This window comes from Nonomuraea guangzhouensis, from assembly GCF_019396345.1.
Taxonomy (GTDB): Bacteria; Actinomycetota; Actinomycetes; order Streptosporangiales; family Streptosporangiaceae; genus Nonomuraea; species Nonomuraea guangzhouensis.
The window spans coordinates 389,554-410,467 of record NZ_JAHKRM010000004.1 but is presented as its reverse complement, the minus strand read 5'-3'; the positions used below and the strand labels follow the sequence as shown (position 1 = coordinate 410,467).

The following is a 20,914-nucleotide window of genomic DNA, read 5'->3' as shown; positions in this document are numbered from 1 at the left end:
CAACTCTTCTTACCCCTAGCTCGGGAGTGTTCCGTCAACCATGATCATCGCCAGTGACATCGAGCTGCGCGCGGGCGCGCGCCTGCTCATAGAGAACGCCTCCTTCCGGGTCAACCCCGGCGACAAGATCGGCCTCGTCGGCCGCAACGGCGCGGGCAAGACCACGCTGACCAAGGTGCTGGCCGGTGAGGGGCTGCCCGCCGGCGGCACCGTCACCACCAGCGGCGCCGTCGGCTATCTGCCGCAGGACCCGCGCACCGGCGACCTGGAGGTGCTCGCCCGCGACCGCATCCTGTCGGCGCGCGGGCTCGACGAGGTGCTGCGCAAACTGCGCGCGGCCGAGCTCGGCATGTCCTCCGCCGACGTGCGCACCCGCGACAAGGCCGTGCGGCAGTACGGCAAGCTCGAAGACCAGATGCACGTGCTCGGCGGTTACGCGGCCGAGTCCGAGGCCGCATCCATCGCCTCCAGTCTCGGCCTGCCCGACCGGGTGCTCGGGCAGCCACTGAAAACGCTTTCAGGCGGTCAGCGAAGACGCGTGGAATTGGCGCGCATTCTTTTCAGTGGAGCGGAAACTCTCCTTCTCGACGAGCCGACAAACCACCTAGATGCGGACTCAATCGGGTGGCTTCGTGATTTTTTGCGATCCCATCAGGGCGGCTTGGTGATCATCAGTCACGACGTGGGCCTTCTTGAAGCGACGGTCAACAAGGTGCTGCACCTCGACGCCAACCGCAGTGTGATCGACCACTACAACGTCGGCTGGAAGGCCTATCTGGCGCAGCGCGAGACCGACGAGAAGCGCAGGAAGCGCGAGCGGGCCAACGCCGAGAAGCAGGCGGGCGCGCTGCTCTCGCAGGCCGACAAGATGCGGGCCAAGGCCACCAAGGCCAAGGCCGCCCAGGACATGATGCGCCGAGCGCACCGGTTGCTGGCCGGCACGGAGGAGGAGCGCCAGAGCGACAAGGTCGCCAAGCTGCGCTTCCCCGACCCGCTGCCCTGCGGGCGCACGCCGCTGACGGGTGCGGGCCTGTCCAAGACGTACGGCTCGCTCGAGGTCTTCACCGACGTCGACGTGGCCATCGACCGAGGTCACCGAGTCGTGATCCTCGGGCTCAACGGCGCGGGCAAGACCACGCTGCTGCGGCTGCTGGGCGGGGTCGAACAGCCCGACAGCGGCGAGATCAGGCCCGGCCACGGCCTCAAGGTCGGCTATTACGCCCAGGAGCACGAGACCCTCGACAGCGACAGGACCCTCCTGGAGAACATGCGCTCGGCCGGTGGCGAGTTCACCGACACCGATCTGCGCAAGGTGCTCGGCTCGTTCCTGTTCTCCGGCGACGACGCCGACAAGCCGGCGGGCGTGCTGTCCGGCGGCGAGAAGACCCGGCTGGCACTGGCCATGCTGGTCCTCTCGAGTGCGAACGTACTTCTGCTCGATGAGCCCACGAACAACCTAGATCCAGTCAGCCGCGAGCAAGTTCTGAACGCTCTGAGGTCGTATTCAGGAGCAATCGTCCTGGTCACCCATGACGAGGGTGCCGTTGACGCCTTGTCACCGGATAGGGTGATCTTGCTACCAGACGGAACTGAAGACGCATGGAGCGAAGAATTTTCCGATCTTGTGGCACTTGCCTGATCTTAATTTGGGTGGGTACGGATCTTTTCCCGTGGAGTAGGTAGCCGATCCCGCTGAAATGACTGATCATGGCGGAGTAACGCTGCGGAAGTCCGGCACTACAGGAGGTACTCGTGGCCGAGACACTGAAGAAGGGCACCCGGGTCACCGGGGCCGATCGTGAGAAACTGGCCGGCGATCTTAAGAAGCGCTACGCCGCGGGCGAGAGCATCCGCGCCCTGGCCGCTTCGACCGGTCGGTCATACGGGTTCATCCACCGCATCCTGAGCGAGTCCGGCGTGACTCTGCGCGGGCGCGGAGGAGCGACTCGAGGCAAGTCCAAGCGCTGACGGTTGCCTCGGAACGTGCGACCGCAGCCGCTCGTCCCAAGTCAGCCGCCGTCGCGCCCGAGCCAGAATCATATTCTATAGGCTCGGGCGCGACGGCTAAGGCGAATGAGGGAGCGGGCGATGGCGGAAGCGAAGGCGCCACAGCGCGGGGGGTACGCGGAGGAAGTCTCTGCTGAGAGGCTGGCAGAGATCGGACTCCGTTTCGAGGTGGACGGTGAGATCGCGACGATCGCGCTGGATCGGCCCAGCAAGCGCAACGCACAGACGTTCGCGACCTGGGCGGCACTGGCTGACATCGGGGGCAACCTGCCTGAGCAGGTGCGCATCGTCGTCGTGAAAGGTGAGGGACCGTCCTTCTCGGCAGGTATCGACCTGCAAATGTTCACGCCTGAGGGAGTGCCCGGACAGGGCTCGTTCAGCTCGGCGGCACGACTCGACACCACAGCGTTCGAGCAGCGCATCAGGACATTCCAACAGGGATTCCTTTGGCTTCGCCGACCAGAGATCGTCTCCATCGCGGCTGTGCACGGGCACGCGATCGGCGCGGGATTCCAGCTCGCGCTCGCCTGCGACCTGCGCATCGTGGCCGACGACGTCAAGTTCTGCATGAAAGAGCCCGCCATGGGGCTGGTGCCCGATCTGACCGGCACCAAGCCACTGGTCGAGCTGGTGGGCCTGGCCAAGGCGATCGACATCTGCCTGACCGCCAGGACCGTCCTGGCCGACGAGGCCATGCGCATCGGCCTCGCCGAACGCGTGGTCGCACCGGGCGACCTGGCGGGCGCCGTACAAGACAAGATCGCGGAGCTGCTGTCGACCAACCGGGACGCGGCGGCGGCGACGAAGCGACTCCTCCAGGGGGCGCGGGCGCGCACCCTGGAGGAGCAGAGCGCGGCGGAAGGGGCCGAGCAGGCCCAGCGCCTCAAGGCGCTGTTCGGCTGAGCCGCGCTGGGTTTTACGCGCTGAGCTGACCCGGGAATCGCCCGGCCTCCTCCAACGCTGAGGCGGGGGAGGAGGATCCCCCAATGGCGATGATGGGAGGGGGCTTCGGCCCCCAGGTGTGGTCGTCGCTGCGGCGCGACGGCTCCGTGACCAAGCAGCGGCTCACACCCGGCACGGTCCGGCGCATCGCGCGCTACGCACGGCCATATACCGGGCAGATCACCGCGTTCCTGCTGCTGGTGATAGCGGGCGCGGTCATCGTGATCGCCAACCCGCTGCTGATGAAGGCGATCATCGACGACGGCATCCTGCCCAGGAAGAGCGGCGTCGTGGTCGGCCTGGCCGTGGCGATCGCCGCGCTCGCGCTGGTCGACGCGGGTCTCACGCTCGTGCAGCGCTGGTTCTCCGCGCGCATCGGCGAAGGGCTGATCTACGACCTGCGCACCGAGGTGTTCGACCACGTGCAGCGCATGCCGGTCGCCTTCTTCATGCGCGCGCAGACCGGCGCGCTGGTCAGCCGGCTCAACAGCGACGTGATCGGCGCCCAGCGGGCCGTGACCAGCACGCTGTCGTCGGTCGTCAGCAACGTGATCAGCCTGATCCTGGTGCTGGGCGCGATGCTGGCGCTGTCGTGGCAGGTGACGCTGGTCGCGCTGGTGCTGCTGCCGATCTTCATCGTGCCCGCCAAGTGGGTCGGGCGGCGCATGTCCGCGCTGACCCGCGAGCAGATGCAGCTCGACGCCGAGATGAGCTCGGTCACGACCGAGCGCTTCAACGTGGCGGGCGCGATGGTGGCCAAGCTGTACGGCCGGCCCGAGGACGACGCCGCCGTCTATGGCGCCCGCGCCGCCCGGGTGCGCGACGTGGGCGTGACGGTCGGGATGTACGGCACGGTGTTCCGGGTGGCGCTCGGCCTGGTCGCGGCGCTGGCCACCGCGCTGGTCTACGGCATCGGCGGCGTGCTGGCCGTCGGCGGCGCCTTCGAGCTGGGCACGCTGGTGGCCCTGGCCGCGCTGCTGATGCGGCTGTACGGCCCCCTCACCTCGCTGTCCAACGTGCAGGTGGACGTGATGACCGCGCTCGTCAGCTTCGACCGGGTCTTCGAGATCCTCGACCTCAAGCCCATGGTGGCGGAGAAACCCGAGGCGAAGCCGCTGCCGGACGGGCCGGTGACGATCGACTTCGACGGCGTCCACTTCCGCTACCCGGCGGCCGAGGAGGTGTCGCTGGCCTCGCTGGAGTCGGTGGCCAGGCAGGACACGGGCCCGTCCCAGCCGGTGCTGCGCGGCGTGTCGTTCACGGCCGGCCCCGGCCGGCTCATCGCCCTGGTCGGCCCCTCGGGGGCGGGCAAGACCACGATCACCTCACTGGTCTCGCGGCTCTACGACGTCAACGAGGGCGCGGTCCGGATCAACGGGCTCGACGTGCGCGACGCCACGCTCGCCTCGCTGCGTGACACCGTGGGAGTGGTCATGCAGGACGCTCATCTCTTCCATGACACGATCGGGGCCAACCTCCGTTACGCCAGGCCAGAGGCGAGTGACGAGGAGATCTGGGACGCTCTCAGGGCCGCGCAGATAGGCGAGCTCATCGAGGCGCTGCCCGACGGGCTGGACACCGTCGTGGGCGACCGCGGCTACCGGCTGTCCGGCGGCGAGAAGCAGCGGCTGGCGCTGGCCAGGCTGCTGCTGAAGGCGCCGCGCGTGGTGGTGCTCGACGAGGCCACCGCGCACCTCGACTCGGAGTCGGAGGCGGCCGTGCAGCAGGCGCTGAAGACCGCGCTGGCCGGCCGCACCTCACTGGTGATCGCGCACCGGCTGTCGACGATCAGGGAGGCCGACGAGATCCTCGTCGTGCAGGACGGCCGCATCGCCGAGCGGGGCGGCCATGAGGAGCTGCTGGCGCGCGGCGGGCTCTACGCCGAGCTCTACCGCACCCAGTTCAGCGCTTCAGGTAGCCCAGTCGCGTGAGCTCCTGCCTGGCGACCTTCTCCACCAGCGTGAGGTCGCCGGGCCGCAGGCGGGTGCGCCACGAGCCGACCTCGGAGACGCGCGGGGCGTACAAGCCGATCTTGGACACGCGCGTCTCCAGGAACTCCGTCAGCGCCGCCACCGGCTCCGCCGGCTTCCGCACGAGGTCCTCGTAGCGCAGCGTGAGCAGTTGACCGGCGGGCAGTTCCTGGCGCAGCGTGGCGCTGAGGCGTACGGCGCTGCGCCAGCGCAGGGCGCTCTTGCCCGCGGCGGGCATGCCCTTCCACCGGTCGCGGTGCTCGTCGCGGTTGACACCGAGGAAGGGGTTGGGGAACTCGGTCTCCTCCGACAGCATCACCGGCTTGAACCAGGCCAGGCAGGCCGGATCGTCGAGCATGTCGGCGACCACGTCGCGGCCGTCGCGGATGAGCTGCACGAACCGGGCGTCGGGGAAGGCCTGGAGCAGCACGGGAGCGCTGTAGATCAGGTCAGGGCTGCCGTCGCCGAACCTGGTCACCTCGCTCGTCGCCACGCACGGGCCCATGCTCGTGACGCCGCCGGCCTCCCGGCACGGCTCGGAGCACTGGCCGCACGATCGGGGCAGCACCTGCCACGACTCGGCGAGCGCGTCGCGCAGCACGCGTACGGCCCCCGACGTCTGGCCGATCGACGGCTTGCGGGCGAAGGCGTAGAGCACGTGCGCGACGGACGCCCGGCCCATCGTCACGTGGAAGCCGGGGGACCGTTTCAGGGCGCGGGCGAGCAGGTCCGCGCCGGAGTGCGGAGCACCGAGCAGGAAGACCGGCCTGCGGACCTTGATGCCGTTGACCACGAGGATGTGGGGCGGAAGTCGCATACGAGAGGTAAGTGTGACACCGTTTGGCGGGTGAAAAAGCCAACGTCGGTGTCGGTCCTCGTCAAGAAGAGTTGATCGATAAGGAGTTGATCGATGAGGCAGGGTGACACCGTCGCCGTCGTCTCGCCGTCGGGCCCGCCGAACGCCATCCTGCTCAGACGGGGGGTCGAGCGCCTGGAGGGGCTCGGGCTGAAGGTCGTGGTCGGCGAGCACGTGCTCGGCCGCCAGGAGCTCCCCTACCTCGCCGGAGCCGACGCCGCGCGCGCCGCCGACCTGCAGGCCGCCTGGTGCGACCCGGCCGTCTCCACGGTGTTCTGCGCCAGGGGCGGCTACGGCGCGGCCAGGCTGCTCGGCCTGCTCGACTGGGCCGCCATGCGTGCGGCGGGACCCAAGACGCTCATCGGGTCCAGCGACATCACGGCGCTGCACCACGCGTTCGCGGTGGAGCTGGGGGTGCCCACGCTGCACGGTCCGATGCCGGCCTGCGACGTGATCGCCGACGAGAAGCGGCCCGAGCCGCGCACGTGGGAGCACCTGCGGGCCGCCCTGGACCGCCAGGCGCCGCCCGTCATCGGCGATCTCGTGCTGTCCCCCGGCCGGGCCGAGGGGGTGCTGACGGGCGGTAATCTGTCGCTGCTCGCCTCTATGTGCGGCACGCGCTACCACCCGTCGTTCGCCGGGAAGATCGTGCTGCTGGAGGACATCGGTGAGGAGCCGTACCGGATCGACCGGATGCTCACCCAGTTACTTCAGGCGGGCGCCTTCAACGGCGTGCGCGGGATCGCCCTCGGCTCGTGGGTGGGCTGCGAAGATCCCTACCCCGTCCTTAAAGACCGGCTCCTGCCGCTCGGAGTGCCGATCCTGGCGGGGTTGCCGGTGGGGCACGGCACACCACAAATGAGTGTGTGGCTTGGGGCTCTTGGGGCTATCGATACCGAATCGTGCTCGCTGGCTGGTCTGTTCCGCAACGAGGAGCAGGCAAGGTAGGAATACACGCATAGGGATAAAACGGACAGAGGGGACGCGGCGCGTGAACTTGTTCAAGCGTGACCGGGAGCCCTCTCGGCGGTCAATCGAGGACGTCGATCTCGATTCGCTGCTCGGGCTCGTCGCCGAGTCCCTCGGGTACTCTTGCGTCTTCGCCGCCGACGGCTCCTCGCTGACGCTGAGCGGCGACAGGGAGATCCTGGTCAGGCTCACCGGGTTGCGCCGCGAGGTGGGCCGCCGGCCCAGGGACGACTGGCCCATGCTGGTCTCCGAGCACCTCGCGAACGCGCTCGCGGCCGCCGACGAACGGCTCGACGTGTGCGACCTCGACCAGGTCAAGCCGCTGCTGCGGACCCGCGTCGAGGCGGTCGACGAGGTCGCCGACCTGACCAGGGTGGTGGGCCGCCATCTCAACGGCGACCTGGTCGAGCTGCTCACGGTGGGCTCCAGGCCGGTACGCCCCGAGGAGGCCGGCTGCTGGCCCGTACCGTCGGGCCGGGCGCTCGAACTGGCCGTCACGAACGTCGGGCGCGACGAGCGGCTGGAGCTCGAGGCCATCGAGCTGTCGGGCACGCCGGTGTGGCGCCTGACCGGCCGCACCCCGGCCGCGGCCACCCACCTGCGCTGGCTCGGCGACTACCTGCCGATACCCGCCGACGGGGTGCTCGTGGTGCTCCCGGATCCGTACACCCTGATCGTGCACCCGGTCGACGGGATCGGCGTGGTGCGGGCGCTGGAGCGCCTGCGCGTGCACGCCGTACGCACCGACGGCCTCAGCCCGCAGGTCTACTGGTGGCACGAGGGGCGGCTGACGCTCATCAGGGCGGACATCGTCCTGCAGGACGGCCTGGCCCGCCTCGTGGTGGCGCCGCCGCCGGAGTTCGCCAAGGTGCTGGCCCGGCTCGCCGTCTGACCGGTGGCGCTCAGCCGGGCTCGGAGAGCGCGCGGGCGGCGTGTACGAGGGGGACGTGGCTGAACGCCTGGGGGAAATTTCCCACCATCCGGGCGTATCGCGGGTCGTACTCCTCGGCCAGCAGGCCCACGTCGTTGCGCAGCGCCAGCAGCCGCTCGAACAGTTGCCTGGCCTCCTCCTTGCGCCCCTGCATGGCCATCACCTCGACCAGCCAGAAGCTGCACGCCAGGAACGCGCCCTCGCCGCCGGGCAGCCCGTCGACGTCGTTGTCCTCGGCCACCGGGTAGCGCAGCACGAAACCGTCGGACATCAGCTCCTTCTCGACGGCCGCCACCGTGCCGGTCACGCGCGGGTCGTCGATCGGCAGGAAGCCCACCAGAGGCATGAGCAGCAGCGCGGCGTCGACGTCCGGTGAGCCGTAGGACTGGGTGAAGGTGTTGCGCCTGGCGTCGAAGCCCTTCTCGCAGATCTCGGCGTGGACGGCGTCGCGCAGCTCACGCCATCGCTCGACGGGACCGGTCCTGCCGAACCGCTCCACGTACTGGACGGCCCGGTCGAGCGCCACCCAGCACATCACCTTGGAGTGGGTGAAGTGCCGGCGCGGGCCGCGTACCTCCCACAGCCCCTCGTCGGGCTCGTCCCAGTGCTCGGCCACGTAGTCGAGCAGCTGGCGCTGGATCGCCCAGGCGCGGTCGTCGGCGGCCAGGCCGGAGGTCCTGGAGACGAACAGACAGCTCATCACCTCGCCGTAGACGTCCAGCTGGAGCTGCTTGACGGCCTGGTTGCCGATCCTGACCGGGCGGGAGTCCTCGTAGCCGTCGAGCCAGTCGAGCTGCATCTCCGGCAGCCGGCGTTCGCCCGCGACGCCGTACATGATCTGCAGGTCCTGCGGGCGGCCGGCGATCGCGCGCAGCAGCCACGACCGCCAGGCGGCGGCCTCGTCCAGATAGCCGGAGTTGATCAGCGCGTCGAGCGTCATCGTCGCGTCGCGCAGCCAGCAGTAGCGGTAGTCCCAGTTGCGCACGCCGCCCAGGTCCTCGGGGATGGAGGTGGTGGGGGCGGCCACGATGCCGCCGGTGGGGTCGTAGATGAGGCCCTTGAGGGTGATCAGCGAGCGGACGACGGCCTCGCGGTAGGGGCCTTCATAGGTGCATTTGGCCACCCATTCGGCCCACATCGCCTCGGTCTCGGCGAGCTGGGTCTCGGCGTGGATCCGTGGCGGCATCGGCTGGTGCGACGGGTGCCAGGTGAACACGAACGGCAGCCGCTCGCCCTCCTTGACGGTGAAGGTGGCGCGGTGCGCGTAGTCGCCGCCCTTGAGCGGGACGGGGGAGTGCAGCCAGATCGAGTCCGGGCCGCCGATCGCCTGGAGATGGCCGTTGGTGCGGCGCACCCACGGCACGATCCTGCCGTAGTCGAAGCGGACCCTGAGCTGGGTGGACATCTGGACCGTGCCCGAGACGCCCTCGACGATGCGGACCACGTCGGGGTTGCGGTCACGGGGCGGCATGAAGTCGATCACGCGGACCGTGCCCGTGGGGGTGTCCCACTCGCTCTCCAGGATCAGCGTGTCGGGCCGGTAGCGCCGCCGGGTTGCGGCCCGCCTGCCGGTGGGGCCGAGCCACCAGTGGCCGTTGCGCTCGCTGCCGAGCAGCGCCGTGAAACAGGAGGGGGAGTCGAACCTGGGCAGGCAGAGCCAGTCGATGGAACCGTCTCTGCCGACCAGGGCCGCCGACTGCATGTCGCCGATGAGCGCGTAATCCTCGATCCGCATGTACCGACGCTACCGGCGGGAAGGCGATCTCGCGGCCGCTCCGTGCACGTCGCGTCGTGAGCGGGCACGGCCGCGAGATCACGTCGTGGGGAACCGGCGGGCGAACAGCTGGGTCACCGGGCCGATGGCCAGCGCGTAGACCAGGGTCGCGACGCCGACCGTGCCGCCGAGCAGCCAGCCGAGGGCCAGCACCGTGACCTCGATGAGCAGACGGCTGAGCCGCAGCGACAGGCCGAGCTTGGTCAGGCCGGTCATGATGCCGTCCCGCGGTCCCGCGCCCAGCCCCGCGCCGATGTACAGGACGGTGGCCAGCGCGATCGACACCACGCTGAGCGCGAGGTACAGCCAGCTCGCCGCCCATTGCGTGGCGGTGGGCAGCAGATAGACGGTGGCGTCGGCGAACAGGCCCACGAAGACGACGTTGCTGATCGTGCCGATTCCGGGCTTCTCCTTCAGCGGGATCCACAGCAGCATCACCAGAGCGCCGACCACGATGATGACCGTCCCGATCGACAGGCCCGTCCGCATGGCCAGGCCCTGGTGGAGGGCGTTCCACGGGGCGTTGCCGAGCCCGGAGTCGACCTGGAAGCCGATGCCCCCGCCGTACAGTGCCAAGCCGCCGTAGAGGCGCAGGAGGCGGATGGGCAGGGTGTTCGGGCGTGGGACGGATGCTTCGCTCATAGTGGTCACAGAGTGGCAGGGCCACCACTTGCCAAACCAGGGCCAATCCCGGAAAGTGGCCTTTATGAGGTTTTTGTCGGCGACGCAGGTGGCCAGGCTGGTGGACATCCCGGCGGGCGCCAGGCCGTACTACCGCGCGCTCGCCGACGCCGTGCGCGAGCTCATCATGGACGGCCGGCTACCGGTGCGGGTGCGCCTGCCCGCAGAGCGGGACCTGGCCCAGACGCTGGCGGTCAGCCGCACCACCGTAACGGCCGCCTACGACCTGCTGCGCGAGCGGGGCTACCTGGAGAGCAGGCAGGGCTCGGGAAGCTGGACCGTCCTGCCGGACCCGGCCGTGTCGGCGGAGAACCCGTGGCTGTCCCAGGACGGCGACGGGCTCATCCCGCTCCACTGCGCCGCGCCGCCCGCCCCGTCGGCGCTGACCGAGGTGATGGCCGAGGCCGTGGCGGACCTGCCCAGGTACGGCATGGGCCACGGCTACGACCCGACGGGCCTGCCCGTGCTCCGGGAGCGGATCGCCGCCCACTACACCGCCCGCGGGCTGGCCACCAGGCCGGAGCAGATCCTCGTCACCACCGGCTCCCAGCACGCGATCCAGCTCGTGCTCGGCCTGCTCGTCGGCCCGGGTGACCCGGTGCTCGTCGAGTCGCCCACCTACCCGCACGCCATGGACGTGGCCCGCCACCGCGGCGCCCGGATGGTGCCTGTCGGCATCTCGCACGAGGGCTGGCAGGCCGACCTGGTCTCCTGCGCCATGCGCCAGTCCGCGGCCCGGCTGGCCTACCTGATGCCCGACTTCCAGAACCCGACCGGCGCGCTCATGGACGACGCCACCAGGGCCGCGATCGCCGGGGCGGCCAGGCGTACGGACACCATGCTGGTCATCGACGAGACCTGGTCGGAGCTGGCCCTGGACGAGGTGCCGCGCACGGCGCCCATGGCCGCCTTCGACACCGACAGCAGGATGATCAGCATCGGCTCGGCCTCCAAGCTGTGGTGGGGCGGGCTGCGCATCGGCTGGGTGCGCACCACGGCCGCGCTGGCCCGCCGCCTGGCGGTGTACCGCGGGGCCGTGGACATCGCCAGCCCGGTCCTGGAGCAGCTCGTGGTGGCGGGGCTGTTCGACCGGATGGAGCAGACCAGGGCCGAGCGCCGCCGCACGCTGCGGGCCTCCCGTGACACGCTCGTCGCCGGGCTCCGCGAACGGCTGCCCGGGTGGAGCTTCACCGTGCCGAAGGGCGGCGGCACGCTGTGGGTGCGGCTCGACGGGGGCTCGTCCGTCGCCCTGGCCGACGCCGCGGCCCATCATGGGGTACGGCTCGCGCCGGGGCCCTGGTTCGGGCTGGAGGGCACGCTGGAGGGCTACCTGCGCCTGCCGTACACGCAGCCGCCCCAGGTGCTCACCGACGCCGTCACCCGCATCGCGGCGGCCCACGAGCGGGGGCCGGTCGGGGTCCGGCCGCGGCTGCCCGACTCGCTCATGCCGATGGTCTGACCGGCCCGGCTCACTCCGTGGATTTGACGCCCCTGGCCAGCGGCGCGCGCCAGTTGTAGCGCATCGCGGCGATGCGCAGGCCGAAGGCCAGGACGGCGGCGGCCAGCGTGGCGTGCCAGCCGTGCAGGTCGTGGGTGTAGAGCGCCGCCATGGCCGCCGAGCCGAGCATCGCGGGCACCGCGTAGAGCTGGCGGTCGTACAGCAGTGTCGGGATCTCCCCGGCCAGCACGTCGCGCAGCATGCCGCCGCCGATGGCGGTCGTGACGCCGAGCAGGGCCGCGTGCAGGGGGCTGAGCCCGTAGTCGAGCGCCTTCTCGGTGCCCACCGCGCAGAACAGGCCGAGGCCCGCCGCGTCGAGCACCAGGATGGCGGGCATCACCCTGGCCACGTGCGGATGCCAGAAGAACACGATGGCCGTGGCCAGCACCGGCACGAGCACGTAACCGGAGCTCTGGAAGGCGGTGGGCCGGACGTTCAGGATCAGATCCCGCACGACGCCGCCGCCCAGGGCGGTCATCTCGGCGATCACCGCCATGCCGACCACGTCGAGCCGCTTGCGTACGCCCATCAGCGCACCCGACAGGGCGAAGACGAAGATACCTACGAGATCGAGAATTTCCGACACAAGACTGATTTCTACCTGAAAGTGGTCGGATGGTGCTCGGCCATCAACGCCCGCGGCGCCAGCTTGGCGGTGACCGAGAGCCCCACCGGGCTGAGCGACAGCTCGCCGACGCCGCTCCAGAAGACCGACCTGCGCGGGCCCAGTATCCGGTCGGCGATCCAGCCGCCGGGCAGCGCCACCAGGTAGATCAGCGCGCCGTAGACGCCGACCACCGCCTGCGCGGTCTGCTCGGTCATGCCGAGGCCGTGCTGGGCGGGCGAGGCCGCCATGAAGGTGGCGAGGATGGCGCGCAGGCCGTACCAGCTGAAACGCTCCCACATCTCGGTGCAGAACAGCGTCGCAAGGGCCCACGGATGCCCGAAGAACGTCCGTTCACCCGTGCTCATGCGCCGCCTCCCTCCGCGTGCGACTCATCACTCTACGTGACGACGCCGCCCAGGCCTTGCCGGTACCCCGGTGGTGTGGTGCGATGCATGCCAGCTCAGCAAGTGACCACTGACTGGAGGCGGGTGCCATGGCGGATGTCCTCGAGGTCCGGGCGGAGATCGAGCGGTCGATCGCCGGACGCACCGTATGCGGGCAGCTCAGCGAGCTCGCCGAGCGATACCCGGACGCGCCCGCCTACTCCGACCCCGTCGACGGCGGCTGGAGCACGCTGAGTTACGTCCAGGCCAGGCAGCGGGTGCTGGAGATAGCCGCCGGATTCACCGCACTCGGCCTGGAACCCGGCGAGTCGGTCGCCCTGATGATGGTCAACAGGAGCGAGCACGTGCTGGCCGACCTCGGCGCCGTGCACGCGGGCGGCGTCGGCTGCACCGTCTACTCGACGTTCGCGCCCGACCAGGTCGCGTTCGTCGCCGCCGACGTGGGCGCCCGGATCGTGGTGCTCGGCGGACCCGCCGAACTGGCCCGCTGGCGGCCGGTGCTCGGCGAGCTGGCCGGACTACGCAAGATCATCATGCTGGAGGGTGTGCCGGACGACGACGACCGGTTCATGTCCTGGCCGGACTTATTGGAGCTGGGTCGCTCCGCGCTGGCCGCGCACCCGGAAGAGGTCGAGGCCCGATGGCGCGCCGTGACGGCGGACGACGTGGCCACCGTGCTCTACACCTCGGGCACCACCGGCCGGCCCAAAGGCGTCCCCCTCACCCACGCGAACGTCTTCTACGAGGTCGAATCGACCGACCGCATCACCTCGCTGCCCGTCCAGGGCACGCAGATCTCCTACCTCACCTACGCCCACATCGCCGAGCGGGTCCTGAGCCTCTACCTGCCGCTGGTCAAGGTCTCCCACGTGCACTTCTGTACCGACCTGGCCAACCTCGGCACCACGCTCGGGCAGGTCAAGCCGATGATGTTCTTCGGCGTGCCGCGTGTGTGGGAGAAGATGATGGCCCGCCTTCTGGCGGTCCTGGCTACCCAGCCGGAAGAGCAGCAGGCCGCCGTACGCCAGGCGATGGCGGCGGGCGTCGCCTACGTCGAGGCCGGACAGTACGGCGGCACGATCACCCCCGAGATCAGGGCCGCCTACGAGCAGGCCGACTCCTCGCTGCTGTCCATCATCCGCGGCATGATCGGCTTCGACCGCGCCGAATGGACCGCCACCGGCGCCGCGCCGCTCCCCGTCGAGGTGCAGCGCTTCTACGCCGGTCTCGGGCTGAAGGTCATCGACGTGTACGGCATGACGGAGACGACCGGCGCCTTCACCGGCAACGGCCCCTCCTGCTACCGCCTCGGCACCGTCGGCCGGGCCGAGGCGGGCGTCGAAGTCCGCATCGCCGCCGACGGCGAACTCCTCACCCGCAGCCCGCTGAACACCCGCGGCTACCTCAACCGCCCCGAGGAGACCGCCCAGCTCATCGACGAGGAGGGCTGGCTGCACACCGGCGACATCGGCACGGTCGACGACGACGGCTTCTACCGCGTCGTCGACCGCAAGAAGGAGCTGATCATCACCGCCGGCGGCGAGAACATCTCCCCGGCCGAGATCGAGAACCACCTCAAGGAACACCCCCTCGTCGGACAGGCCCTCGCCTACGGCGACAACCGGGCCTACCCGGTGGCCGTGCTGACGCTCGACGGCGAGGTGGCGCCCGGCTGGGCCCAGGCGCGCGGCATCGCGTTCGGCTCGCTCGCCGAGCTGGCGGAGCACTCCGACGTGCTCAAGGAGGTGGAGGCCGCCGTCGCGGTGGCCAACGCCAAGCTGGCCAGGGTGCAGCAGGTCAAGCGGTGGGCGCTGCTCGGCACCGAGTGGACGGCCGAGACCGAGGAACTGACGCCCAGCCTGAAGCTCAAGCGGCGGGTCATCCACGCCAAGTACGCCGACGTCATCGAGGGGCTGTACGCGGGCTGATCCTTTGCCGTTGGTGGCGTGAGTCGTGGTCGTGGTCATTACCGGGTGGTTCCTACCGTCACGATCATGACCAGAAGTCTTCTTCTCGTCTCGCTCGCGGCGGGGGCGCTCACGGTGCCCGTACCGGCGTCCTCTGCCGCGACCGAGCTCGCGATTCGCGAGATCAACATACGACCGGCGAGCCCTGTGGTCGGGGCCGGGAACTCCGTCCGGCTGGTGATCGACGTGATCGCCAAGGGGGTGAAGGGGAAGGACGGGGTGACCATCCAGGTGGAGCCCGGGTCCGCCCCCACGGGCTCTGTCGCCGGCGCGTCCCCCGCCACCTCCAAGTCCTCCCCGCCCGGCACCGGGGTGCTCGCGCCCGGTCCTGCAGGGTCCGCCACAGTGGGAAAGTCTGACGCTGCTCGCGTCCAGAGGCTTCCCGCCGCTCTCCGGCGCAATGCTGGGCACGCCCGTCTGGCCGTACGGTCCGCCTGGGACGGCGGATCGGCCGCCTACGACGCGAGGCCGACCCAGGGCGTACGACTTTCCACGACCCCCGCTACTCAGGGCACGGTCACGACGCCCGCCCAGGGCGCGAACGCTACGCCCGTCCAGGGCACGGTCACGACGCCCGCCCAGGGCGCGAACGCTACGCCCGTCCAGGGCACGGTCACGACGCCCGCCCAGGGCGCGAACGCTACGCCCGTCCAGGGCGCGGACACGACTCCTGCCCAGGGCGCGAAGACGGCGATCAACCCCGTCTCAGACGCCAAGACGGCCGTCAACCCCGTCCCGGGCGGAGAGGTCGCCGTGGACCCTGCTGTCGGGGGCGTCAACCCGGCTACGGAGTCCGGCAGGGCCGGGTGGCCGGCATGGTTCGGGCCGGGTGCCTGGGCGGCGGCCAGGGAGCCACAGCCCCGCCCCGTCAACGTCGAACCCGCCCTGGCGCTCATGCCGGTCTGGCGTACGACGCCGGGCGGGATGCGGATGAGGGACAACTGGCAGACCTGGCGGTTCCTCCCCGACAAGGTGCTCAACCGCTTCTACCCGTCGGGAACATGGACGATCACCGCCACCGCGACCGGCGACGACGGAACGAGCGTGACGCGGAATCAGACATTCCAGCTCAAGCGCGAGACCAAGATGTCGTCCGTACGGGCGGAAAAGGCGAGCGCTACCGATTCCGTACGGCTGCACGGCTCCCTGACCAGGGTGGACCCGCGCGGATACGCGGAATACGCGCCGTTCGCGGACCAGTCGGTGGAGATCCTGTGGCGCGCGGAGGCCGACGACGAGTGGGAGCGGGTGGCGGTCACGACCACCGGCGAGACGGGCGACTTCGCCAAGACGGTGCAGGGACGCGCCGGCGGCTTCTGGCGGGCCCGCTACCTGGGCACCGACCACTACGCCCCAAAGGTCTCCCGCATCCACGAGAGCTCCGAATAACCGGATAAAAGCATAAAAATCGTGCGATAAAGCCCGTCGGGCGAATTGTCGTTGCACGATTGTGATCGAGTACTTCGCAACTTTTCCTTTCCTTTGGGCGTCATTGGCGTTGACGTGCTCTGTCCATGGGGCGCGTTCTCCAACGGGGAAGGAAGTTCATTCATGATGCGACGTCTCGCCGCCGGACTGGCAGCGGCTGCTCTGGGCGCCACGGTCCTGGCGACCGCCGCCACGCCGGCGCTGGCCGATCCCGGGTTCGACGGTGGTCACACCCGCCTGCAGTTCGACGCCAACCCCGAGCCGGCCTGGCGCGGCAAGCCGCTGACGCTCGAAGGCAAGCTGTCGGTGGAGTGTGAAGAGGACTACATCAGCGGCTTCGTGTCCGTCCACAACGCCGACTACTGCAAGGAGTCGGAGTCGTGGCACCGCCTGGGCTGGAAGCGGATCGCGATCCTCTTCCAGGCGGACGGCAGCGGTCGCTGGGAGTACGTGGAGTCGGTCAGGACCAGCGGTGACGGCTACTTCTCCACCCGCGTCCCCGCGTACACCTCGGGCACCTGGAAGGCCGTCTTCGAGGGCTCCAGGTGGCTCGACGGCACGCAGGCCACCGACTGGGTGAAGGTCGTCGGCGGCCGCCGCCACTGACCACGCACCCGGCTCGTCGAACGCGCCCGGTCCCCGCGAGGGGGCCGGGCGTTTTCGCGTCTTTCACCAGATCGGATCCGGAAGCGGCCGGTTCACGCTCCGGGGCGCGACTCCTCCCGGTAGAGCACCAGGTGCTCGTGGTAAAGGACGCCGTCGCGGATGTCGCCCGTCGCGGTGAACCCGGTGTCGTCCACGTAGTCCAGGTGGGCGCCCGTCACCGTGTAGCGGCCGGTGTAGGCGCTGCGCCGATCGCCGCGAGCTTCGTCGTAGCGGCCGTCCGCCAGCAGTTCCTGCCGGATGTAGCCGTCGGCCGTCACCCACATGCCAGCCACGTTCATGTCGGCTGTCTCGCCGGACATCGCATCCCCCTCATCGGTTGCCTGTATCGGCGTCAGTCTTCCGCCCGCCCGTAGCCGGTGACAGGCTCCGCTTTTCCTGGGTGCGCGACACCCAGGCTGTAGCTTTGCGACCTGGGGCATCGAGAGTCGAAGGGCAACGGCTGCGGCGGATCACCTGTACTGCTGATGGCCCGATGAAGGTGCGTCAGGCGATCATGGCGCTGATGCCCGCGTAGGCCGGCCGGCTCCCGGACATCGCGCATCTCCTGGTCATCACCGACGGATCACGTGCGCGATCTTGAGGCCGAGGTCCTGTGCGGCGGTTCTGAGCGGCTCATGGCGCGGCCCTCGTGAGCCGGGGGTCTGAGGGCGCGTTCGAGAGGTGGCGTCCCTGAAGAGGCGGTCCCGAAGTCGCGGTCCTGAGGTCGGGTGCTCGTCAGACCGCGCTTCTCAGACCCGGGCCATGTGGCGGGCTGTCAGTCGAGGGCCGCGGTGATGGCGTAGAGTCCCGCGGGTGATCGAAGAGCCTTTGGCCGGAGGCGGGGTCAACGTGGTCGTCCGGGTCGGTGAGACCGTCCGGCGGCCGGTCGGTGCCTGGACCCCGGCCGTGCACCGCCTGCTTGAGCATCTCGCCGCCGCCGGGTTCGAAGGGGCGCCTCGCGCTCACGGGCTCGACGAGGCCGGTCGGGAGATCCTCGACTTCGTCCCGGGGGACGTGGCGCACTACCCGGTGCCCGTCTACGCCTGGAGTGACGCCGCGCTGGAGGCGCTGGCCGTACTCATGCGGGCCTATCACGACGCCACCGCGGACTTCACGGAACAGGACGCCGAGTGGTACTTCCCGGCGCGCGAGCCGGCCGAGGTCGTCTGCCACGGTGACATCGCGCCCTACAACTGCGTCTACCGCGACGGCCTGCCGGTGGCGCTCATCGACTTCGACACCGCCCATCCCGGGCCGCGCCTGTGGGACGTCGCCTACGCCGCCTACCGGTTCGTCCCGCTGTCGGCCGTCGGCAACGGCGAGGCCGTACTGTCGGTGACAGAGCAGGCCGAGCGGCTACGGCTGCTCGGCGACGCCTACGGCCTTTCCGATGACGAGCGGGCGGCGCTGCCCGAGGTGGCGGCGGAACGGCTGCGGGCGATGGTCGACCACATGCGGCAGCAGGCCGCGGCCGGGAACGAGGCGTTCGCCCGCCACCTGGCCGATGGGCACGCGGACCTCTACCTGACCGACATCGAACACATCACCCGCCACGCCACCACGTTCCGGCACGCTCAGCCAGGAATCACCTGATCGCCGGCCGCGTTGTCGTCGGGTGAGTTGTCGGTTTTGGGGGCGGCCGGAAGACCGACATAGGCTGGCGTTTAGCGACAGACAGGAGGTGACGCCATGTTGCGAGACTCGTTCGGACGGGTGGCGACGGATCTGCGGGTGTCCCTCACGGACAAGTGCAACCTGCGCTGCACCTACTGCATGCCACCCGAAGGGCTCGACTGGCTGCCCAACGCCCAGCTCCTCACGGCCGACGAGATCGTCAGGCTGGTCACGATCGGCGTCGAACAGCTGGGCGTCACCGAGGTCCGCTACACCGGGGGCGAGCCGCTGTTGCGCCGCGAGCTGCCCGATATCGTCGGCCGTACCGCCGCGCTCGACCCCAAACCGCAGGTGTCGCTGACGACCAACGGCATCGGTCTGGCCCGGCTGGCCGGGACGCTCGTCGAGGCGGGTCTCGACCGGGTGAACGTCTCGCTCGACACGCTCGACCGCGACACGTTCAAGCGGCTCGCGCACCGCGACAGGCTCGAGGACGTCATCGCCGGGCTGAGCGCCGCCCATGACGTGGGCCTGCGCCCTGTCAAGGTCAACACCGTACTGATGCGCGACGTCAACGACCACGAGGCCGTCCCGCTGCTGCGCTACTGCCTCGAGCGGGGCTACGAACTGCGCTTCATTGAGCAGATGCCGCTCGACGCCCAGCACGGCTGGAGCCGCGAGGGCATGGTGACCGCCGACGAGATCCTCGCGCTGCTGTCGGTCTCGTTCGACCTCACGCCCGACGACCTCGAGGAGCGCGGCAGCGCCCCCGCCGAGCGGTTCCTGGTCGACGGCGGGCCCGCGCGGGTGGGCGTGATCGGGTCGGTGACCCGCCCGTTCTGCGCCGCGTGCGACCGCGTACGGCTGACCGCCGACGGGCAGATCCGCAACTGCCTGTTCGCCACTGAGGAGTCCGACCTGAAGACACCTCTGCGGGACGGCGCCTCCGACGAGGAGCTCGCCGCCCGCTGGATCGCCGCTGTGTCGCGCAAGCGCGCCGGACACGGCATCGACGACCCGTCGTTCCTCCAGCCGTCCCGGCCGATGTCGGCGATCGGCGGCTGACGCCTTTTATCGTACGTCGTACGGACCCGCCTTCTCCGTACGGTGGGGGGAAGCATGCCGGAATGGGGTGACCGGTTGGTCCCCCGCCGGAGTGCGTACCGTGGGGGCGTGACGATCGGTGGAGAGTACGACGCGATCATTTTGGCCGGAGGGCAGGCGCGGCGGCTGGGCGGCCTGGACAAGCCCGGCCTGAGCGTCGGGGCCCGGGCGATGATCGAGAGCGTCGTGCTGGCGGCGTCAGGAGCCCGCACGGTGATCGTGGTCGGCCCCGAACGCCCACTCCCGGGGGCGCCCGAGAACCACGGGAAGGCGGGGCCTTCGCGCGAGACTCGGCAACGAGCGGCGCCCCTGCACGAGACTCGGCAAGGGGCGGCGCCCCTGTGCGAGGCTCGGCAAGGGGCGGAGTCTTCGCGCGAGGGCCGGGAGGGGGCGGAGGCCCTGCGCGAGGACCGGCCAGGAGCGGCGCCCATGCGCGAGGGCCGGAAGGGGACGGCGCCCTGGTTGGACGAGCGGCCGCGGATCGTCTTCGCTCGGGAAGACCCGCCCGGCAGTGGGCCGGTGCCGGCGCTACGGGCTGGGCTGCGCGAGGTCACGGCGCCATGGGTGGTGCTGCTCGCCGGAGATCTGCCGTACCTCAGAGCCGGACACGTCGCCGAACTGCTCCACGCCTCATCCCAGCCGGCGGACGCCGGGCACGGCGGAGACATGAGCGCCGATGTGAGCGGTGCGTATGAGAGCGGCGGGCATGTGAGCACTGGCGACGTGGTCGGTGGGGACGTCGGCGGTGGGGTCGTGGTGGTCGACGATGGCGGCCGGGAGCAGTGGTTGCTGAGCCTCTGGCCCGCCGAGACGCTGCGCCGGGCGCTGGCCGGCTACACGGGGCGCTCCCTGAGAGGGCTGCTCGGCCCGCTCGTCCACGTACGCGTGGCGCTCCCCGGCCGCCCGTGGTTCGACTGCGACACAATGGACGATCTAGAGGAGGCTCGCATGAACGTGCTGAACGAATGGACCGCCCTGGCCTGCAAGGAGCTGGGCGTCGACCCCGCCCGCGTCGACCGGGACCTGATCCTGGAGCTGACCAAGGAGGTGGCGCACGGCGTCGCCAGGCCCGCCGCGCCGCTGACCGCCTATCTGCTGGGGCTCGCCGAGGGCGCCGGCACCGCGCCGGCCGACGCGGTGGCCCGGATTACCGAGCTCGCCAGGAACTGGGGTGAGGCCACGACCGAGACGCTGACCGACAGTTGACACTCCAACGAACTGTTGATGTCAAGCCGTGCTCAAAGTTGCGGATTTCATGCGAACAATGAGCGCCGCAGAGCGCAAACGATTTCGGGAAAGCGGCCCTACCCAAGGGGTTCCAGGGCTATTGGACTGATCGTCCGAGAGAGAGTTTCCCCAGGAAAAGGGCGACGCCGGGTGGTTACGGGGGCAAACCACCCGGCGTCGCTTCATCGGCGTTCCGACGGGGGCCCGGAACGCCGGCACCAGCACTCCGACGGGGGACCGGAGCGCTTGTCTAAAGCGTACACCTACAACCCATGGGATGCGTCAAGACT

The 20,914-nt window shown here is 70.1% G+C and carries 19 protein-coding genes; 13 read left to right on the top strand and 6 right to left on the bottom strand.

Features of this window, described 5'->3' with window-relative positions:
• Positions 1 to 40 precede the first annotated feature (40 nt).
• The 4 genes from KME78_RS10135 to KME78_RS10120 all read left to right on the top strand — a co-directional run bounded on the left by KME78_RS10135 (position 41) and on the right by KME78_RS10120 (position 4,880).
• A complete protein-coding gene (locus KME78_RS10135; protein ID WP_219528531.1) occupies positions 41 to 1,639 on the top strand; it encodes an ABC-F family ATP-binding cassette domain-containing protein in 1,599 nt (532 codons plus the stop codon).
• Between the two features lie 113 nt (positions 1,640 to 1,752).
• A complete protein-coding gene (locus KME78_RS10130; RefSeq protein ID WP_020547488.1) occupies positions 1,753 to 1,968 on the top strand; it encodes a helix-turn-helix domain-containing protein in 216 nt (71 codons plus the stop codon).
• 120 nt (positions 1,969 to 2,088) lie between these two features.
• Complete coding sequence (locus KME78_RS10125; protein WP_219528530.1) at positions 2,089 to 2,910, top strand: enoyl-CoA hydratase/isomerase family protein; 822 nt, start codon at positions 2,089 to 2,091, stop codon at positions 2,908 to 2,910.
• An 83-nt stretch (positions 2,911 to 2,993) separates the two neighbouring features.
• Positions 2,994 to 4,880 (top strand): ABC transporter ATP-binding protein, encoded by a 1,887-nt coding sequence (locus KME78_RS10120; RefSeq protein WP_219528529.1) that lies wholly within the window; start codon positions 2,994 to 2,996, stop codon positions 4,878 to 4,880.
• Here the strand turns inward: KME78_RS10120 and KME78_RS10115 are convergent.
• On the bottom strand, positions 4,852 to 5,736 hold the full coding sequence (locus tag KME78_RS10115; protein ID WP_219528528.1) for a sulfotransferase family protein: 885 nt from the start codon (positions 5,734 to 5,736) through the stop codon (positions 4,852 to 4,854). The two genes, KME78_RS10120 and KME78_RS10115, sit on opposite strands and share 29 nt — an antisense overlap.
• A gap of 93 nt (positions 5,737 to 5,829) precedes the next feature.
• On the opposite strand from KME78_RS10115, the gene KME78_RS10110 reads away from it, so the two are divergent.
• Together KME78_RS10110 and KME78_RS10105 are read left to right on the top strand one after the other, a co-directional pair.
• Complete coding sequence (locus KME78_RS10110) at positions 5,830 to 6,723, top strand: S66 peptidase family protein (protein WP_219528527.1); 894 nt, start codon at positions 5,830 to 5,832, stop codon at positions 6,721 to 6,723.
• A gap of 43 nt (positions 6,724 to 6,766) precedes the next feature.
• The gene (locus KME78_RS10105) at positions 6,767 to 7,636 is read left to right on the top strand and encodes a hypothetical protein (RefSeq protein ID WP_219528526.1); all 870 of its coding nucleotides are present in this window, start codon (positions 6,767 to 6,769) and stop codon (positions 7,634 to 7,636) included.
• Positions 7,637 to 7,646: 10 nt separating this feature from the next.
• Here the strand turns inward: KME78_RS10105 and KME78_RS10100 are convergent, their stop codons facing one another.
• Together KME78_RS10100 and yczE are read right to left on the bottom strand one after the other, a co-directional pair.
• A complete protein-coding gene (locus tag KME78_RS10100) occupies positions 7,647 to 9,410 on the bottom strand; it encodes a glycoside hydrolase family 15 protein (protein ID WP_219528525.1) in 1,764 nt (587 codons plus the stop codon).
• Positions 9,411 to 9,488: 78 nt separating this feature from the next.
• Positions 9,489 to 10,091 (bottom strand): membrane protein YczE, encoded by a 603-nt coding sequence (yczE, locus tag KME78_RS10095; RefSeq protein WP_219528524.1) that lies wholly within the window; start codon positions 10,089 to 10,091, stop codon positions 9,489 to 9,491.
• A 64-nt stretch (positions 10,092 to 10,155) separates the two neighbouring features.
• Between yczE and yczR the strand changes: the two genes are divergently transcribed.
• Positions 10,156 to 11,589: a MocR-like transcription factor YczR gene (yczR, locus tag KME78_RS10090; RefSeq protein ID WP_219528523.1), complete on the top strand. Its 1,434-nt coding sequence runs from the start codon at positions 10,156 to 10,158 to the stop codon at positions 11,587 to 11,589.
• A gap of 10 nt (positions 11,590 to 11,599) precedes the next feature.
• Here the strand turns inward: yczR and KME78_RS10085 are convergent, their stop codons facing one another.
• The gene (locus KME78_RS10085; RefSeq protein WP_219528522.1) at positions 11,600 to 12,214 is read right to left on the bottom strand and encodes a trimeric intracellular cation channel family protein; all 615 of its coding nucleotides are present in this window, start codon (positions 12,212 to 12,214) and stop codon (positions 11,600 to 11,602) included.
• A gap of 11 nt (positions 12,215 to 12,225) precedes the next feature.
• Positions 12,226 to 12,600, bottom strand: coding sequence for a hypothetical protein (locus tag KME78_RS10080; RefSeq protein WP_246650774.1), 375 nt, complete (start codon positions 12,598 to 12,600; stop codon positions 12,226 to 12,228).
• 128 nt (positions 12,601 to 12,728) lie between these two features.
• Between KME78_RS10080 and KME78_RS10075 the strand changes: the two genes are divergently transcribed.
• From KME78_RS10075 to KME78_RS10065, 3 genes are all read left to right on the top strand, one after another.
• Positions 12,729 to 14,567, top strand: coding sequence for an AMP-dependent synthetase/ligase (locus tag KME78_RS10075; protein WP_219528521.1), 1,839 nt, complete (start codon positions 12,729 to 12,731; stop codon positions 14,565 to 14,567).
• 66 nt (positions 14,568 to 14,633) lie between these two features.
• A complete protein-coding gene (locus KME78_RS10070; RefSeq protein ID WP_219528520.1) occupies positions 14,634 to 15,995 on the top strand; it encodes a hypothetical protein in 1,362 nt (453 codons plus the stop codon).
• Between the two features lie 162 nt (positions 15,996 to 16,157).
• Complete coding sequence (locus KME78_RS10065; protein WP_219528519.1) at positions 16,158 to 16,640, top strand: hypothetical protein; 483 nt, start codon at positions 16,158 to 16,160, stop codon at positions 16,638 to 16,640.
• 92 nt (positions 16,641 to 16,732) lie between these two features.
• Here KME78_RS10065 and KME78_RS10060 read toward each other — a convergent pair whose 3' ends face one another.
• Positions 16,733 to 16,999 carry an Atu4866 domain-containing protein gene (locus KME78_RS10060; RefSeq protein WP_246650773.1) on the bottom strand — a complete coding sequence of 89 codons (267 nt, stop codon included), beginning with the start codon at positions 16,997 to 16,999 and terminating at the stop codon, positions 16,733 to 16,735.
• 493 nt (positions 17,000 to 17,492) lie between these two features.
• Here KME78_RS10060 and KME78_RS10055 point away from each other — a divergent pair, with 493 nt between their 5' ends.
• The 3 genes from KME78_RS10055 to KME78_RS10045 all read left to right on the top strand — a co-directional run bounded on the left by KME78_RS10055 (position 17,493) and on the right by KME78_RS10045 (position 20,603).
• Complete coding sequence (locus tag KME78_RS10055; protein WP_308126878.1) at positions 17,493 to 18,272, top strand: phosphotransferase enzyme family protein; 780 nt, start codon at positions 17,493 to 17,495, stop codon at positions 18,270 to 18,272.
• A gap of 96 nt (positions 18,273 to 18,368) precedes the next feature.
• Entirely contained in the window at positions 18,369 to 19,358 is a 990-nt protein-coding gene (gene moaA / locus KME78_RS10050) for a GTP 3',8-cyclase MoaA (RefSeq protein WP_219528518.1), read from the top strand.
• Between the two features lie 108 nt (positions 19,359 to 19,466).
• Positions 19,467 to 20,603, top strand: a complete 1,137-nt coding sequence (locus KME78_RS10045; protein WP_372454894.1) for a DUF6457 domain-containing protein — start codon at positions 19,467 to 19,469, stop codon at positions 20,601 to 20,603.
• The last annotated feature ends 311 nt before the right edge of the window (positions 20,604 to 20,914 follow it).

Bases quoted from the DNA above. Each gene is read 5' to 3' on its own strand.
- KME78_RS10100 (WP_219528525.1), bottom strand. From the start codon at position 9,410: ATGCGGATCGAGGATTACGCGCTCATCGGCGACATGCAGTCGGCGGCC.
- KME78_RS10065 (WP_219528519.1), top strand. From the start codon at position 16,158: ATGATGCGACGTCTCGCCGCCGGACTGGCAGCGGCTGCTCTGGGCGCC.
- KME78_RS10070 (WP_219528520.1), top strand. From the start codon at position 14,634: ATGACCAGAAGTCTTCTTCTCGTCTCGCTCGCGGCGGGGGCGCTCACG.
- moaA (WP_219528518.1), top strand. From the start codon at position 18,369: ATGTTGCGAGACTCGTTCGGACGGGTGGCGACGGATCTGCGGGTGTCC.
- KME78_RS10075 (WP_219528521.1), top strand. From the start codon at position 12,729: ATGGCGGATGTCCTCGAGGTCCGGGCGGAGATCGAGCGGTCGATCGCC.
- KME78_RS10060 (WP_246650773.1), bottom strand. From the start codon at position 16,999: ATGTCCGGCGAGACAGCCGACATGAACGTGGCTGGCATGTGGGTGACG.
- KME78_RS10120 (WP_219528529.1), top strand. From the start codon at position 2,994: ATGGCGATGATGGGAGGGGGCTTCGGCCCCCAGGTGTGGTCGTCGCTG.
- yczE (WP_219528524.1), bottom strand. From the start codon at position 10,091: ATGAGCGAAGCATCCGTCCCACGCCCGAACACCCTGCCCATCCGCCTC.
- KME78_RS10115 (WP_219528528.1), bottom strand. From the start codon at position 5,736: ATGCGACTTCCGCCCCACATCCTCGTGGTCAACGGCATCAAGGTCCGC.
- KME78_RS10080 (WP_246650774.1), bottom strand. From the start codon at position 12,600: ATGAGCACGGGTGAACGGACGTTCTTCGGGCATCCGTGGGCCCTTGCG.
- KME78_RS10135 (WP_219528531.1), top strand. From the start codon at position 41: ATGATCATCGCCAGTGACATCGAGCTGCGCGCGGGCGCGCGCCTGCTC.
- KME78_RS10125 (WP_219528530.1), top strand. From the start codon at position 2,089: ATGGCGGAAGCGAAGGCGCCACAGCGCGGGGGGTACGCGGAGGAAGTC.
- yczR (WP_219528523.1), top strand. From the start codon at position 10,156: ATGAGGTTTTTGTCGGCGACGCAGGTGGCCAGGCTGGTGGACATCCCG.
- KME78_RS10110 (WP_219528527.1), top strand. From the start codon at position 5,830: ATGAGGCAGGGTGACACCGTCGCCGTCGTCTCGCCGTCGGGCCCGCCG.